This window comes from Micromonospora maris AB-18-032, from assembly GCF_000204155.1.
Taxonomy (GTDB): domain Bacteria; phylum Actinomycetota; class Actinomycetes; order Mycobacteriales; family Micromonosporaceae; genus Micromonospora; species Micromonospora gifhornensis.
In genome coordinates this window covers 3,144,041-3,160,191 of record NC_015434.1, presented here as the reverse complement: position 1 = coordinate 3,160,191, position 16,151 = coordinate 3,144,041, and the positions used below count along the sequence as shown (strand labels likewise).

11 protein-coding genes are annotated in these 16,151 nt (G+C 70.6%); 5 read left to right on the top strand and 6 right to left on the bottom strand.

All coding sequences use genetic code 11. The annotated features are described in order from the left end of the window. Positions 1-18: 18 nt before the first annotated feature. Positions 19-1,182 carry a PucR family transcriptional regulator gene (locus VAB18032_RS14020; protein WP_013733509.1) on the bottom strand — a complete coding sequence of 388 codons (1,164 nt, stop codon included), beginning with the start codon at positions 1,180-1,182 and terminating at the stop codon, positions 19-21. A 116-nt stretch (positions 1,183-1,298) separates the two neighbouring features. Here VAB18032_RS14020 and VAB18032_RS14015 point away from each other — a divergent pair, with 116 nt between their 5' ends. The 3 genes from VAB18032_RS14015 (at position 1,299) to VAB18032_RS14005 (ending at position 7,107) form a co-directional block, all read left to right on the top strand. Beyond that, complete coding sequence (locus tag VAB18032_RS14015; RefSeq protein ID WP_013733508.1) at positions 1,299-3,545, top strand: aminotransferase class III-fold pyridoxal phosphate-dependent enzyme; 2,247 nt, start codon at positions 1,299-1,301, stop codon at positions 3,543-3,545. Between the two features lie 4 nt (positions 3,546-3,549). After that, on the top strand, positions 3,550-5,145 hold the full coding sequence (locus VAB18032_RS14010) for a xylulokinase (protein ID WP_013733507.1): 1,596 nt from the start codon (positions 3,550-3,552) through the stop codon (positions 5,143-5,145). A gap of 267 nt (positions 5,146-5,412) precedes the next feature. Continuing rightward, positions 5,413-7,107 (top strand): hypothetical protein, encoded by a 1,695-nt coding sequence (locus tag VAB18032_RS14005; RefSeq protein WP_332416747.1) that lies wholly within the window; start codon positions 5,413-5,415, stop codon positions 7,105-7,107. 39 nt (positions 7,108-7,146) lie between these two features. On the opposite strand, the gene VAB18032_RS14000 is transcribed toward VAB18032_RS14005, so the two are convergent. The 3 genes from VAB18032_RS14000 to VAB18032_RS13990 form a co-directional block, all read right to left on the bottom strand. Next, complete coding sequence (locus tag VAB18032_RS14000; protein WP_013733505.1) at positions 7,147-8,628, bottom strand: cation:proton antiporter domain-containing protein; 1,482 nt, start codon at positions 8,626-8,628, stop codon at positions 7,147-7,149. 84 nt (positions 8,629-8,712) lie between these two features. Beyond that, positions 8,713-8,940 carry a cation:proton antiporter regulatory subunit gene (locus VAB18032_RS13995; protein WP_013733504.1) on the bottom strand — a complete coding sequence of 76 codons (228 nt, stop codon included), beginning with the start codon at positions 8,938-8,940 and terminating at the stop codon, positions 8,713-8,715. A gap of 85 nt (positions 8,941-9,025) precedes the next feature. Beyond that, a complete protein-coding gene (locus VAB18032_RS13990) occupies positions 9,026-10,510 on the bottom strand; it encodes a glycoside hydrolase family 43 protein (RefSeq protein ID WP_043720670.1) in 1,485 nt (494 codons plus the stop codon). 165 nt (positions 10,511-10,675) lie between these two features. On the opposite strand from VAB18032_RS13990, the gene VAB18032_RS13985 reads away from it, so the two are divergent. Continuing rightward, a complete protein-coding gene (locus tag VAB18032_RS13985; RefSeq protein WP_148272274.1) occupies positions 10,676-10,927 on the top strand; it encodes a hypothetical protein in 252 nt (83 codons plus the stop codon). Between the two features lie 73 nt (positions 10,928-11,000). Here the strand turns inward: VAB18032_RS13985 and argS are convergent, their stop codons facing one another. Together argS and VAB18032_RS13975 are read right to left on the bottom strand one after the other, a co-directional pair. Continuing rightward, positions 11,001-12,722, bottom strand: coding sequence for an arginine--tRNA ligase (gene argS / locus VAB18032_RS13980; protein WP_013733501.1), 1,722 nt, complete (start codon positions 12,720-12,722; stop codon positions 11,001-11,003). 357 nt (positions 12,723-13,079) lie between these two features. Further along, positions 13,080-13,541 carry a VOC family protein gene (locus VAB18032_RS13975; RefSeq protein ID WP_043720667.1) on the bottom strand — a complete coding sequence of 154 codons (462 nt, stop codon included), beginning with the start codon at positions 13,539-13,541 and terminating at the stop codon, positions 13,080-13,082. A gap of 201 nt (positions 13,542-13,742) precedes the next feature. On the opposite strand from VAB18032_RS13975, the gene katG reads away from it, so the two are divergent. After that, on the top strand, positions 13,743-15,938 hold the full coding sequence (gene katG / locus VAB18032_RS13970) for a catalase/peroxidase HPI (protein ID WP_013733499.1): 2,196 nt from the start codon (positions 13,743-13,745) through the stop codon (positions 15,936-15,938). Positions 15,939-16,151 lie beyond the last annotated feature (213 nt).

The window sequence follows — 16,151 nt, the reverse complement described above, 5'->3', positions numbered from 1 at the left end:
CGCCGGGCATCTGCCATCTCAACCGAGCCGGCTGGCCAGCACCACCATCAGCTCGAATCGGGCGCTCGGGTCGTCCAACTGGTCGCCGTACAGCTCACGCAGGCGCTTGAGCCGGTAGCTGACCGTCTGCGGGTGCACGAACAACTCGGCGGAGACCTCGGCCCGTGAACCCCAGTGCCGCAGCCAGCTGTGCAGGGTGGACAGCAGGTTCTCCCGCTGCGCGGGACGCAGGTCGGCCAGCGGGGCGAGCCGGCGGGCGGTGAGCACCGCCAGGGCGCCGGTCTCGCCGCGCAGCGCCAGCGCGACCAGGTGATCGTCGACGAAGATCGGGCCCGGGTCGGGCCCGAGCAGCCCGGCGGCCAACTCGGCGAGCCGGACCGCCGCCGGCACCTGGGGCCAGGCCAGTCCCGGTCCCACCACCGCCCACCGCCCGGCCAGCGCCTCGGTCAGCGCGGCCCGGGTGGCGCGCGGGCCGGCCCGCAGCAGCAGCACCGCGTCCCGGCCACGCTCGACCACCAGACCGTCCGGGCCGTACCGGAACCGCACGTCGCGGGCCTGGTCGAGCGGCAGCAGCACCGGCACCACGGCGTCGAGGTCGGGCCAGCCGATCCGGGCCGCCGCCGCGCCGACCGCGCTGGGCATGCCGTCGCCGCGCAGCAGCAGTTCGGCGAGTTGCCGGCGTCGGTCGCCCTCGCCGGCCTGTTCGCGCAGTTGCAGGGCGTACCCGTCGGTGCTCGCCGCGGCCAGTTCGTCGACGTACGCGGTGACCGCGTCGGAGAGGTCGATCAGTTCCTCGGTACCGACCGGACGCAGCCGGGCCAGCGACTGCGACGCGGTACGCAGCAGTTGCCGCCCCGCCATCCGCAGCGCGGCGAGCAGCGCCTCCGGTCCGCGTTCCTCCCGGGCCTCGGCGGCCCCGAGGGCGACGAAGACCTCCCGGAAGGGGCCCGGCAGCGCCGGTTCGTCGGTGCCGACCAGGTCGAGGAAACGGTCGAGCGCGACCTGGACGGCGTGCCGCACGTCCCGGGCGAACTTGTCGTCGGCGATCCCGGCGAAGGCCGGCGTGGCCTCGGTGACCGCGACCGCCACGGCGTCGACCGTCACCGGCAGGTGTGGGCGCATGGCGGTGGCCAGGTCGGCGGAGAGGCGTCGCCAGGCAGGCGCGGGCCCGGGCACGGTCACCCGGCGATTTTGTCACGGCAGGATAAAAACGCCGGGGATTGTCGCTGCCGGCGGGACGGTGTCTCGACACCCGGTCCGGGTGACCATGGACGCCACCGCCGACCGAGGAGAGTGCCGTGCAGCATCGCCGGTCCCGCCAGCACGTGGTCGACATGTGCCGCACCATGCTCGCCCGTGGCTACCTCAAGGCCACCGAGGGCAACGTGTCGGTGCGGGTGCCCGGTCACCGGCTGTACGCGGTCACCCCGAGCAACTACGACTACGACCGGATGCGGGTCGAGGACATCTGCATCGTCGACTTCGACGGCAGGCACGTGCCCGACGACTCCGGCGTCGACCTCAAGCCCTCCATCGAGTGCGGGATGCACGCCAACATCTACCGGGAACGCGCGGACGTCAACGCGATCGTGCACACCCACCAGCCGTACGCCTCGGCGCTGGCGTTCCTGCGCAAGCCGATCCCGGCGCTCACCGACGAGCAGGTGCGGTTCCTCGGCCGCGAGGTGGCCATCATCGACTACGCCCCGTCGGGCACCTCGTTCCTGGCCCGCAACGTGCAGAAGAAGGTGGCCAGCGGGGACAACGCGTTCATCATCGCCAACCACGGGGTGGTCGCGGTGGGCACCGACCCGGACCGGGCGGTGTTCAACATGGCGCTGCTGGAGAAGGTCTCCATCGCGTACCTGCTGGCGTTGACAAGCGAGGCGGGGAAGGTGCACACCATCCCGACGGCGATCCGGGAGATCGCCTTCGGCAAGTTGCGGGCCGACGAGAAGCGCATCGCCGCGCAGATCACCGAGGCGGTCGAGCCGCTGCGGGTGCCGGCCGACGAGTCCCTGCCCAGCGCGGACGCGGTCGCCGCGGAAACCATGGCCGCCGTCGGGTCGGACGAGGTGCCGGGGGCCGGGTCCACCCCGCTCGGGTACGCGATCAGCGCGTACCCGGACGTCGACGACGTGATGCGTCGGCTCAAGGCGCTGACCGCCCAGCCGATCCGCGGGCTGCGTCACGACGCACTGCTCGACGTGCTGAACTACTTCGACACCAAGTGCCGGGCCAGCAAGGAGATCACCGACCGGGCCAAGCGGCGCATCCCCGGCGGGGTGCAGCACAACCTGGCCTTCAACTACCCGTTCCCCCTCGCCATCGAGAAGGCCGAGGGGGCGTACCTGGTCGACCGGGACGGCAACACCTACATCGACTTCCTCCAGGCCGGTGGGCCGACCATCCTGGGCAGCAACTACGGCCCGGTCAACGAACGGGTCGCCGAGGTGGTCCGCGACTGCGGCCCGGTGACCGGCCTGTTCCACGAGTACGAACTCAAACTCGCCGAGATCATCCACCGGTACATGCCGCACATCCAGATGTACCGCTCCCTGGGCTCCGGCACCGAGGCGGTGATGGCGGCGGTACGCGGCGCACGGGCCTTCACCGGCAAGAAGGTGGTGATCAAGGTTGGTGGGGCGTACCACGGCTGGTCCGACACGATGGTCTACGGCCTGCGCGTGCCCGGCACGTACCGGATGAACGCCAAGGGCATCCCGTTCGGCGCCACCGCCCGCACCCGGGAGGCGTTCCCGCACGACCTCGGACAGCTCAAACGCAAGCTGATCGAGAACCGGCTGCGCGGCGGCACGGCGGCGGTGGTGGTCGAGCCGGTCGGCCCGGAATCCGGCACCCGGCCCGCGCCGCGGGACTTCAACGCCAAGGTCCGCGAGTTGTGCGACGAGTTCGGCGCGCTGCTGATCTTCGACGAGGTGGTCACCGGGTTCCGGCTCGGCCTCGGCGGGGCGGCCGGCTACTTCGGCGTCACCCCGGATCTGACCGTGCTCGGCAAGGCGGTCTCCGGTGGTTACCCGATGGCCGGCGGGGTCGGCGGGCGGGCCGACGTGATGGCGGTCTTCGGTTCCGGGTTGGACGGCAGGAGCGGGGCGCACATCCAGGTCGGCGGGACCCTGTCGGCCAACCCGCTGTCCTGCGCGGCCGGCTACTTCGCCATCGAGGAGATGGCCCGGACCGGAGCGCCGGTGATCGCCGGGCGGGCCGGTGACCGGCTGACCCGAGGGTTGCAACGGCTGATCGACTCGTACGGGCTGCCGTACGTCGCGTACAACCAGGGTTCGATCGTGCACCTGGAGTGCAGCGGCGTGATGCTGCTGGACATGCGCAACCCGGTCAAGCTGCTCAAGGAGAACAAGGCCCGCAAGCGGCTGATGGAGCAGATGGGTGCGGCGTACACCGCGCACGGCATCATCACCCTGGCCGGTTCCCGGATGTACACCTCGATGGCCGACACCGACGCCGTCATCGACGACGCGCTGGCCCGCTTCGATCAGGTCTTCGCCCTCGTCGAGGGGGTCTGAGCCGGTGGCCGCCACCGCACCCCAGGTTCTCGCGATCGACCTGGGCACCTCGGCGTTGAAGGCCGCCCTGGTCGCCGCCGACGGCACCGTCACCGGCTGGGCCGAGCGGTCCCTGCCGCTGCGGGTGCTGCCCGGCGGCGGCGCCGAACAGGACCCGGCGCACTGGTGGGCGGCGCTCGGCGCGGTCGCCGCGGACCTGGGCCGCGCCCATCCCGACCAGATGCGGGCGGTGGCCACGGTCTGCGCCTCCACCCAGGGCGAGGGCACCATCGCCGTGGACGCCGCCGGGGAGCCGCTGACGCCGTGCATCTCGTGGCTGGACATGCGGGGCGCGCCCCACCTGCGTCGACAGTTCCGCGGCTTTCCCGCGTACCAGGGCATGTCGGTGCGTCGCATCGCGCGGTGGCTGCGGCTCACCGGCGGCATGCCCTCGCCGACCGGCAAGGACCCGGCCGCCCACATGCTGTTCGTCCGCGACGAACTGCCACAGGTGTACGCCCGCACCGCCGCCTTCCTCAACGTGCTCGACTGGATCAACCTGCGGCTCACCGGACGGACGGTCGCCACCGTCGACTCGATCCTCACCTCCTGGGTCACCGACAACCGCCGGCCCGGCGACATCCGCTACTCCCCCGCGCTGGTCGCCGACTGCGGCATCGACGCCGACAAGTTGCCGCCGATCGTCGCCTGCACCGAGGTGCTCGGCCCGCTGACCCCGGCCGCCGCCGCGCACCTGGGGCTGCCCGAGTCGGTCCAGGTGGTCGCCGGGGCGATCGACACCACCGCGGCGGCGATCGGGGCCGGCACCACCGGCGACCGCCAGGCGCACCTCTATCTGGGCACCTCGTCGTGGATCGCCGCGCACGTGCCGGGCAAGAAGACCGATGTGGTGGCGGGCATCGCCTCAGTGCCCTGCGCGATCGGCGACCGCTACCTGATGACCGCGCTGCAGGCCACCGCCGGGGCCAACCTCACCTGGCTGCGCGACAAGGTCGTCGAGTACGACGATCCGCTGCTCGGCGCCGGGCACGTCAGCCGCGACGAGGGCTCCATCTTCGACGCCTTCGACATGATCATTCCGACGGTGCCGCCGGGCGCGAACGGCGTGCTCTACACCCCCTGGCTGTACGGCGAACGTGCCCCGGTCGACGACGCGCACCTGCGGGCCGGGTTCCTCAACATCTCGCTGGACACCAGCCGCTCCGACCTGCTGCGGGCGGTCTTCGAGGGGGTGGCTCTCAACACCCGCTGGCTGGCCGCGGCGGTCGACCGGTTCCTCGGCGCGCCGGTCACCTCGCTGGCCATCACCGGTGGTGGGGCGCTGTCGGACTCGTGGTGCCAGATCTTCGCCGACGTGCTGGGCGTGCAGATCCGCCGCGACGCCCAGCCGCTGGCGGTCAACGCCCGCGGCGCCGGCTGGATCGGTGCGGTCGGCGCCGGCCGGCTCGACTTCGCCGACATTCCCGACCTGATGCGTACCGACCGGGTCTTCGCCCCGACGCCGGAGCACCGGGCCACCTACGACGAGGTCTTCGCCGTCTACCGGGATCTGCATCAGCGGTTGGCCCCGGTGTATCGCCGGCTGAACCGTCCCCGCTGACGCAGACCGGGCCGAGAGGCCCTCTCATCGATTGGGACCGACAGCCGGGACGCCGATTCCGGAAGTTCCGGGATCCATCGATGATGGCGTTTGTCTGCCGCGGATGCGAGGCTAGGACGCCGACGCAGGCCATCGACAGGAGGGTACGTGGAGACGACACGCCGGAAGTCCCTCGGCACCTCTCCCACCGACGACCAGCAACCGGGCCCTGAACAGGAGGAATCGACACCGGATCCCGGTGCCGGTGAAGCAGGTCCGACCGGTGCCCTGGCGACGGCGTCGCGGCTGCTGCGTCACGAATGGACCTTGGCGTCGCTGGCCGGTCTGCTGTTGGCCGTCGTCCTCACCTGGCCGACCCTGAAGCATCCGTGGACGACCATCCCCGGCGACATCGGGGATCCCACATTGCAGGCATGGCAGGTCGCCTGGGCCGGGCACGCCCTGATCACCGACCCGCTCGCGCTCTGGCACTCCAATGCGTTGTTCCCGGAGGCGTACACCTACGCCTACACCGACACCCTGCTCGGGTACGCGCCCGTCGGGATGCTCGGCGGCAGCATGGAAGCGGCCGTGTTCCGCTACAACCTGCTCTACGTCTTCGCCCACGCACTCGCCTTCGTCGGGGCGTACGCCCTGGTGCGTCAGCTGGGTGGCATCCGGACGGCGGCGGCGGTCGCCGGCATCGCCTGGGCCTTCGCGCCGTGGCGGCTGGCCCACAGCGGCCACCTGAACATCCTCTCCACCGGCGGCATCGCGTTGTGCCTGGCCATGCTGGCTCGTGGTCACGGCTGGTCGCTGCGGGAGGGGCACCGGCCGGCGCTGCACCGCCCCGGCTGGATCGTGGCCGGCTGGCTCGTCGCCACCTGGCAGGTGCTCCTCGGCCTCGCGATCGGCCTACCGCTGATCTACATCCTGGCCGGCGCCGGGCTGGTGGTGGTGGCGGCGATCGGGTGGCGCCGGTGGCGCAGCGGCCGGTGGATCCTGGGTCGCCGGGTGGTGCTGGCCAACCTGTTCGGTGGCGTCGTCTTCGGTGCGGTGTGCATCTGGCTGGGGACCACGTTCCTGCGGGTGGTGGAGCTGTATCCGCAGGCGCGCCGGGATCTGTCCTGGACGGAGATGTTCTCTCCGCCCCTGGGCGGATACTTCATCGCCCCGGCGGACTCCTGGCTGTGGGGTGACTACTTCGAGCCCGCTCGGGCGCAGTTGACCTGGCCGCCGGAGATGGCCCTGCTGCCCGGCGTCACGTTGATCATGCTGGGGGTGGCCGGGCTGAGCTACTCGGTGTTCCGCCTCCGGCATCGGCTGTTGCTCGGGCTCGGTGTGCTGGTCAGCGGTGCGCTCGGGCTGGGCAGCAACCTCCTCGGTGACGGCGACCCGGGATACATGACGTTGTCGCGTCTGCTGCCCGGCTGGGACGCGCTGCGAACCCCCGGGCGGCTCATGGTGTGGACGAGCCTGCTGCTCGCCATTCTCGCCGCCGGCGCGATCACGGAGTTCGGTCGGCAACTGCCCACCATGCGATGGCCGCGGGTGGTCGGGCGGATCGTGCTCGTGCTGCCACTGCTGCTGGTCCTGGTCGAAGGTGTCAACCGCACCCCGCACCCGGTCGCGCCACCGGCGCCGACGGCGATCCGGTCAGCCCCCGAACCGTTGCTGGTCCTGCCCGCTGAAGGCATCTCCGAATTCCACGTCATGCTCTGGTCCACCGACGGGTTCCCTCGGGTCGCCAACGGTTTCGCCAACTTCGTGCCGCCCCACCAGCAGCAGATCCGCTCGGTGAGCATGACCTTCCCCGACGCCAACAGCATCGCCTATCTGCGGCAGGTCGGCATCCGGTCGGTGGTCGTGCTGCCGGACCAGCTCTTCGGCACGCCCTGGGACGGCGTCACCACCCGGCCGCTGGACGGCCTCGGCATCACCCGGGAGGAGGTCGACGGCGCGTTCGTCTACCACCTCGGCTGAGACGGACGCGACGCGGCGACCGGGCCGGCGGACTGCGGCCTACTCCCCCCGGGTCGCGCCCATCGGCTCGCGGACCAGGGCGCCGTCGATGTAGCAGTAGCGCCAGTGCTCGCCGGGCTCCAACGACCGGATCAGCGGATGGCCGGTCTGCCGGTAGTGCTCCTCGGCGTGGCTGTTCACCGAGTCGCTGCAACAGCCCACCGCGCCGCAGGTCAGGCACATCCGCAACTGCACCCAGTCGTCGCCGCTCTCCACGCACTGCGGACACGCCTCGGCGTCGGATTCGGTGATGTTGATCCGGTCCAGGTGGGTGCAGGCGGTGCTCATGGTCTCCTCCCGCACGTACCGCCAGTTGCCGTGCAGGAACCGGTCGGGAATGATCCGCGCCAGGTAGCGCGAGTTCGCCGCGAGCAGCGGGCTGGTCACCGCCAGCACCAGCACGTACAGGGCGATGAACGGGCCGAGGCGGGCGTCCAGGCCGGCGGCGAGCGCGAGGGTGGCCAGGATCAGGGAGAACTCACCGCGGCCCAGCACGGTCAGGCCCACGTTGGCCGCGCCACGCTGGTTGAGCCCGAACAACCGGCCGGCGATCAGACCGGCGAGCACGTTTGTCACCACGGTCAACAGGACGGCCAGCAGCACCGGCAGGGCCACCGAGCCGATCGCGCTGACGTTGATGCTGAGCCCGAACGCCACGAAGAAGACCGCCGCGAAGACGTCGCGCAGTGGCAGGACCAGGCGTTCCACCCGTTCCCGGATGGGGGTACGGGACACCACCAGGCCGATCATCAGGGCGCCGATCGCGTCGGAGACACCGATCTCGGCCGAGATGCCGGCCACCAGCACCACCAGCCCGACCATCAGGATGGCCAGCAGCTCGTCCTCGTTACTGTCGATGATCCTGCCGACCAGCCGGGCGCCGTACCGGGCGACGGCGAAGAGCACCACCAGGTACCCGAAGCTGAGCCCGATGCGCAGCGCCAGCTCCCCCGCCGACCCCGCGCCGGACAGCAGCGGCGACAGCAACGCCAGGTACAGCGCGAGGAACAGGTCCTCGATCACGATGATGCCGAGGATGACCGGGGTTTCCGCGTTCGCCAGCCGACGTAGCTCGATGAGCAGCTTGGTGGCGATGGCCGAGGAGGAGATGCCCAACGCTCCGGCTATCACGAACGCCTCGTAGCCGCCCCAGCCGAGCGCGAACCCGAAGAGCAGCCCGGCGCCGATGTTGAGGGCGATGTACGCGCCGGCCGCCACGAACAGCCGCTTGCCGCTGCCGATCACCTGCTCGACCGGGAACTCGACGCCGAGATGGAACAGCAGCAGGACCAGACCCAGCGAGGCGAGCAGGCCCAGGTCCTCGGGATGGGGCACCAGCACCGGACCCGGGGTACCCGGGCCGAGCAGGATGCCGGCGAGCATGAAGAACGGCACCGTGGGCAGGTTGATCCGGCGACCGAAGCGGGCCAGCAGGCCCGCGATCAGCACAAGGGCACCGAAGCCCACGAGGTCGGCGTGCACGGTGAGGACTCCCCGGGTGGACTCGACGGGCAGGGCGGGGCGACGCGGGCCGCCGAGGTCACCCCCGGGCCGCGGCAGGACCGACTAGTCGGAGAAGTAGGTGCCGGTCAGCAGCGCGCCCACCTTGCGGGCCTGCTCCTCCGACATCTCGATCACCGCCACCGGATCGTCCGCGCCGGCGGCGAAGACGTACAGGTCCCGGGCACCGTCACGGCGTACGACGATCGAGATCCGTTGGGTGTTGCTGCCCAGGTCGACGTCGTAGCGTTTACCGATGCCCGGCAGTTCCTGCACGTAGATGCCTTTACCCATGACCTCTCCCGCCGCCGCTGCGCGATCTCCTGCGCAATCGTACGAGCCCGACCGGCCGCCACGACTCAGGCGGGGTGGTCGAAAGTCACGACATCAACCGGAACGTGGCGTCGTTACGGCCCTGCGTATCGGTGATCGGATCGAGGCGCAGCTGGTAGTCGTAGTGCCGGATGTACCGGTCGGGGTAGTTGTAGGACTGGAACGACGACCAACCGCCGTTGCCCAGCCCGGCGACCTGCCGGAAGGTGGCGTCGGCGGCGAATACCGAACTGCCGTCGTTCGCCGCCAGCACGAAATCGAAGCCGTAGTGCCGCAGGTAGTAGCCGGGATAGTTGACCGACTCGAACGACACGTACCCGGAGTTGTTGGCCAAGCCCGGCACCACCCGGAACTGGGCGTCCTGGGCGGGGTTGACGTTGGCGTCGATGCGTACGTCGTAGTTGGCGTGCCGTACGTAGCGGTCCTGGTGGGTGTACGCCTGGATCCGGTGCACCGGGGCGTTGCTGGGCCAGCGGGCGAGCACCCGGCTCTGCTCGGCGGCGGTCAGGTTGAGAATCGAGCCGTGCCGCTTGCGGCTGGCCCCCATGTGATAGTCGGACCTGGTCCGGAAGTTGGTGACGCTGCCCAGGTTCGTCGAGGTGATCGGCAGGTATCCGCGGCCGGTGGCGTACTGGTCGAGGTACAACGCCCACTCGTTGCGGCCGTTGAACTGCATCCACATCGGCCCCTCGACCACGTTGCCGCCGCCGGTGCCGTTGGAGATGCCCAGGTGGGACAGGTTGCCCAGGCTGGTCCAGGTGCCGAGGATCGAGTTGCTGGCCTCGATCGCGATGTGCCCGTCGGCGGAGGCCCGGTAGTAGCGGTAGCCGCCGACGCTGTTGGGCACCTCGATGATCTGAGTGTCGATGATGCCCTGGCCGCCGGTCGGACGCTCGATGTACAGCTGCGGGGCGGTGAAGCTGCGGAAGTCGGTCGTGCGCACGTACCAGATCCGGTGCTTGGTGACACCGTTGCGCGGGGAGTTCGTCGCCCAGTAGATGACGTAGTCGCCGGTCGCCTGGTTGTAGATGGCCTCCGGTGCCCAGGCGTTGCCCGCGCCGGGGATCGCGCCGGCCACGTTGATCAACCAGGGGGTGGACCAGTTCACCAGGTCACGCGACTCCCACACCACAAGCGAGGTGCTGCCCCGGTTGGCGGCGTCGTTCCAGGAGGTGCCGCTGGCGATGCGCAGGTCGGTGGCGACGATCCAGTACCGGTCACCGGCGGGCGAGCGGACCAGCGCGGGGTCGCGGACGCCACGCGTACCGAGGGTGGAGAGCAGCACCGGCCCGCCGTTGTTCAGGTCGCGCCAGGTCAGCCCGTCGGAGCTGTGGGCCAGGTAGATCTGCTCGCCGTTGGCGGACTCCCCGGTGAAGTGCGCCATCAGGTACCCGGTGAACGGGTCCAGCGCCGCAGCCTCGGCGCGCGGTCCCGCTGCGGCGGCTCCGGCGTGGGGTGCCTGCGCGGCGGGCAGCAACAGCAGGCAGGCGGCGGCGAGCAGCGCGCTCATCCGACCCAGAACTCTCGACATCCGTTGCTCTCCTTGCCGGCGGGCTCCAGGGACGGCAGTGCATGGCCGAGCACGCTTGTGAGCGTTAACAACAGCTAGCGGCAACGCGCCGGATTCACTGTTATCGGCTTGTTTCGCAAGTGTTTACGGCCCTCATCGCACTGTCAAGACATCGACGTGCATCGGTTGCCGCGCGGTCCCGTGCTCAACTCCGGACTGCGCCGGCACGGCGACGAGGCCCCCGCCGTGGAGCAGGCGTTGGCACTCGCCGCTTTGATCGAACTGTCGACCGCCCTGGGCAAGGTGGACCTGGTGCCCACCTGGGGCGACCGACTCCGCGCACTGCCGCTGACCGCCCCCGAACGCGACCAGATCCGCCACTCCATCGCCACCCCCGACACCCGCACCCCCTGGCTCCCCCACCCCTTCCCTGGTTGATCAAGAAGTTCTGGTCTCGGAAGGGCATGTCGGAGACGCAAACATCTTGATCAACAGGGCGAGGGCGGGAGGGCTAGAGGTGGGTGGGGGCGGGGATGCCGAGGAGGGACAGGCCGGTGTGGAGGGTGTCGCCGGTGAGGTGGCACAGGGCCAGTCGGTTGGACCGGACCGGATCGGGGGCGCGCAGCACCGGGCAGTGTTCGTAGAAGGTGGTGAAGGTCTGCGCCAGGCGGTACAGGTAGCCGCAGAGACGGTGGGGTTCGTAGTGGGCGAGGACCTCGGTGAGGGTGTCGGCGAAGCCGTCGAGGTCGAGGATCAGCGCCCGCTCGGCCGGCTCCAGTGTCGTCGTCGGGTCCACCGTGATGGCGGGGTCGCCGGCCCGGGCCAGCAGGGATCGGATCCGGGCGTGCGCGTACTGGAGGTAGACGCCGGTGTTGCCGGTCAACGCCAGCATCCGCTGCGGGTCGTAGGTGTGGTCGCGGGTACGGCTGGTGGCCAGATCGGCGTACTTGACCGCGCCGATGCCGACCTGCCGGGCCCGCTCGTGCAGGGCCGCGCCGGTCAGCTCCGGGTTCTTGGCGGCGACCACCTCGCGGGCCCGGTCGACGGCCTCGGTGAGCAGGTCCACCAGGCGCACGGTGTCACCGGCCCGGGTCTTGAACGGCCGTCCGTCCGGGCCGAGGACCGTGCCGAAGGCGACGTGCACGGCGGACACCTGCGGCGGTAGCCAGCCGGCCCGCCGCGCGGTGTCGAAGACCATGGTGAAGTGCAGTGACTGTCGGGCGTCGACCACGTAGAGCAGCCGGTCGGCGTGCAGTTCGGCGACCCGTTGCCGCAGCGCCGCCAGGTCGGTAGCGGCGTAGCCGAAGCCGCCGTCACGTTTGCGTACGATCAGCGGGCTCGGCGCGCCGTCCGGTCCGCGTACCTCGTCGAAGAAGACGCAGAGCGCGCCGTCGCTGGGCACCGCCACCGCCTGCGCCGCCAGGTCCGCGGCGACGCCGGGCAGGGCATCGTTGTACGCGCTCTCGCCGACCGCGTCGGCGGGGGTCAGCCGTACGCCGAGCCGGGCGTAGACGTCGGTGAAGTAGCGGGTGGACTCGGCGACGATGTCCTGCCAGGCGGCCACGGTGTTCGGGTCGCCGCCCTGCAACGCCACCACCCGTTGCCGGGCCCGTACGGCGAACTGCGGGTCGGTGTCGAACCGGGCCCGGGCCTGCCGGTACAGCGCAGCCAACCGGCTCATCGACGCGTCGTCGCCGCCGACCGTCACGGGCTGCTCGTTCTGGTACTGGATGAGCATGCCGAACTGGGTGCCCCAGTCGCCGATGTGGTTGCGGCGTACCACCGTGCCGCCGAGGTGTTCGAGGATGCGTACCAGCGCGTCGCCGATGATGGTGGAGCGCAGGTGCCCGACGTGCATCTCCTTGGCGATGTTCGGCTGCGAGTAGTCGACGACTGTGGTGATGCCGGTCTCCGGCGTCCCGACGCCCAGCCGGGGGTCGGCGAGCCGCCCGGCGAGCTGCGTCAACAGTGTCCGGTCGGCCAGGTCCAGGTTGACGAACCCGGGCCCGGCCACTTCGGCCACCAGGTCGTCCGCACGCAGTGCCTCGACCACCTCCGCGGCGATGTCACGCGGACGCCGCCGCAGCGTCCGGGCCGCCGCCAGCACCCCGTCGGCCTGGAAGTCGGCGTGCTCCGATCGGCGCACCTGCGCAACGAAGTCCGCCAATCCGAGGGATGTTGCGGCGGCGGAGACGGTGTCGGACAACGACGAGGCCAACGAGGGCACGGTCACGGGTACTCCCGAGAGGGCTGGGACAGCGGGTCACAAGACGACGGCCGGCCGCAATACGGCGGCGGGCTCGACGGAGAACGCGCGGAAGATCGACGACTATCGTCGTCGCAGGCGCACGCGGCGGACGCTGGTGACCACCAGTTCCATCTCCACCGCCTCGACGCCAAGGTCGCGCACGAAGCGCCACCGACTACCCGCACTGTACGCGCCCCCGCCACCGCTCCCCTGCACGCCCCCAGCCCACCCCGCCCACCCCCGTCCTGTTGATCAAGAGGTTTGGTCTCCAGAACGCACCCCGAGGCGCGAACCTCTTGATCAACAAGGCGCGCAGGAGGGATGAGGGGGTGGGTGGGTGGGTCAGGGGTTGGTGGTGAAGCCGTCCAGGGTGGCGCGGGTTTCGGGGGTGTGCAGTTCCTGGAAGAGGGTGATGTGGAGGTTGGCGGGGGCGTCCAGGCGGGCGTTGACCGAGTGCCACGGGGTGGTGGTGGGCGGGGCCACCTGGGTGGCGCCGGCGGCGACCAGGCGGTCGGTGGTGGCGGCGGTGTCGTCGACCTCGAACGCCACGCGCAGTCGGGGGGCGACCTGCTGTCCGACCTCGACCTCGTCGATCATTCGCTTCTGCGCCGGGTTGGCGATCTCCAGGGTGGCACGGCCGGCGTCCAGGATCACCACCCGGGCGTCGTCGTCACCGGAGTAGGCCGCCTGCTCGGGTAGGCCGAGCACGTCGCGGTAGAAGCGGACTGCCGCCTCGTAGTCGTCGGCCTCGACCACGAGCCGCAACTGGCGTACCGGCGACGCTGGCTGCTCAGACGAACTCACGTTTCGATCTCCCACGCATCGAGGGTGGATGCCCGTCACCGAGCGGGCGTCGATTTCGGCGTCCACCGGCGGCGCGGGCGCGGTGTGCGCAACGCTACCGAAGGCGACTGCCGCAGCGGACGCATCCTGGCCCGGCACGCAGTGACTCGTGACCGGGACGGCCAGTTGACATGAACGAGAACCCGTTCGAAGAGGAGAGACGTGTCCGAAAGCGAGAACCCGGCAATCCCCTCCCCGGCGCCGAAGCCGGGTCGACCGAAGACGAATCAGGACTGGTGGCCCAACCAGCTCAACCTGCAGGTGCTGCACCAGCACTCACCTCGGGCCAACCCGATGGGCGCGGCCTACGACTACGCGGCCGAGTTCGCCGGCCTCGATGTCGAGGCGCTCAAACGCGACGTCTTCGAGGTGATGACCACGTCGCAGGAGTGGTGGCCGGCCGACTACGGCCATTACGGTCCGCTGTTCATCCGGATGAGCTGGCACTCCGCCGGCACGTACCGGATCGAGGACGGTCGGGGCGGCGCCGGCGACGGCGCGCAACGCTTCGCCCCCCTCAACAGTTGGCCCGACAACGCCAACCTGGACAAGGCCCGCCGGCTGCTCTGGCCGGTCAAGCAGAAGTACGGCCGGAAGATCTCCTGGGCCGACCTGCTGGTCTTCGCCGGCAACTGCGCGCTGGAGTCGATGGGCTTCAAGACCTTCGGTTTCGGCTTCGGACGCGACGACGTCTGGGAGCCGGAGGAGATCTTCTGGGGCCCGGAGGACACCTGGCTCGGCGACGAACGCTACAGCGGTGACCGGGAACTGTCCGGCCCGCTCGGCGCGGTGCAGATGGGGCTGATCTACGTCAACCCGGAGGGCCCCAACGGCACTCCTGACCCGTTGGCCTCCGCCCGGGACATCCGGGAGACCTTCCGGCGGATGGCGATGAACGACGAGGAGACCGTCGCCCTCATCGCCGGCGGTCACACCTTCGGCAAGACCCACGGCGCCGCCCCCGCCAGCTACCTCGGGCCCGAGCCGGAGGGCGCGCCGCTGGAGGAGCAGGGGCTGGGGTGGCGCAACAGCTACGGCAGCGGCAAGGGCAACGACACCATCACCAGCGGCCTGGAGGGCGCCTGGACGCCCACCCCGATCACCTGGGACAACAGCTACTTCGACACCCTCTTCGGGTACGAGTGGGAGGTGCACGAGAGTCCGGCCGGCGCGAAGCAGTGGCGACCCAAGAACGGTGCCGCGGCCGATGCCGTGCCGTCCGCCCACGACCCCTCCATCCGGTACGCCCCGATGATGGCCACCAGCGACATCGCGCTGCGCGCCGACCCGACGTACGAACAGATCTCACGGCGCTTCCACGAGCACCCCGACCAGCTCGCGGAGGCGTTCGCGAAGGCCTGGTACAAGCTGCTGCACCGAGACATGGGACCGCTGTCGCGCTACCTCGGGCCGTGGGTGCCCGAGCCGCAGCTGTGGCAGGATCCGGTGCCGCCCGTCGACCACGCGCTGATCGACACCGCCGACGTCGACACCCTCAAGGCGGCACTGCTCAACAGCGGCCTGTCCCTCCCCCAACTGGTCCGTACGGCGTGGGCGTCGGCGGCGAGCTTCCGCGGCACCGACTGCCGGGGCGGGGCGAACGGGGCCCGGATCCGCCTGGAGCCGCAGCGCAACTGGGCGGTCAACGACCCGGCCGAGTTGGCGACGGTGCTGCCGGTGCTGCAGCGGGTGCAGGAGGACTTCAACGCCGGACAGTCCGGCGGCAAGCGGGTCTCCCTCGCGGACGTGATCGTGCTCGGCGGGAACGCCGCCGTCGAGCAGGCGGCCCGCAACGCCGGATACGAGGTCACGGTCCCGTTCGCGCCCGGCCGCACCGACGCCGATCAGGAGCAGACCGACGTGGAGTCGTTCACCGTGCTCGAACCGAGGGCGGACGGGTTCCGCAACTACGTGCGGGAGGGCCAGAAGCTGTCCCCGGAGACGCTGCTGCTGGACCGGGCCAACCTGTTGACCCTGACCGCACCCGAGATGACCGCCCTGATCGGTGGCCTGCGGGTGCTCAACGCCAACACCGGACAGGCGCGACACGGGGTGTTCACCGACCGGCCCGAGACGTTGACAAACGACTTCTTCGTGAACCTGCTCGACATGGACACCGTGTGGAAGGTGTCCACCACCGCCGAGGGCGTCTACGAGGGTCGGAACCGGGCCACCGGCGAGATCACCTGGACGGCCACCGCCGTCGACCTGGTCTTCGGGGCGAACTCCCAGCTGCGCGGCATCGCGGAGGTCTACGCCAGCACGGACGGGCAGGAGAAGCTCGTCCAGGACTTCGTCGCGGCCTGGGCCAAGGTCATGAACCTGGACCGCTTCGACCTCGGCACCCGCCGGGGGTAGGCGGCCCCGCAACGGTACGGGTAGCGCGGCGTCGACTGCCGCGCTACCCGTACGTGTTCGCCGCCGCGTGTCACTTCCGGGCCGTCGGCGGTGCTTCGTAGGTATGGAGGAGGAAGCTGGACTCGTGGCACCGGGGCGGGTGACCGCCGCGGCGGCCGCCTGGTCCGCGCGCGGCCACCACAGACCCACCGGGCGTACGGTGCGGAAGGGGGA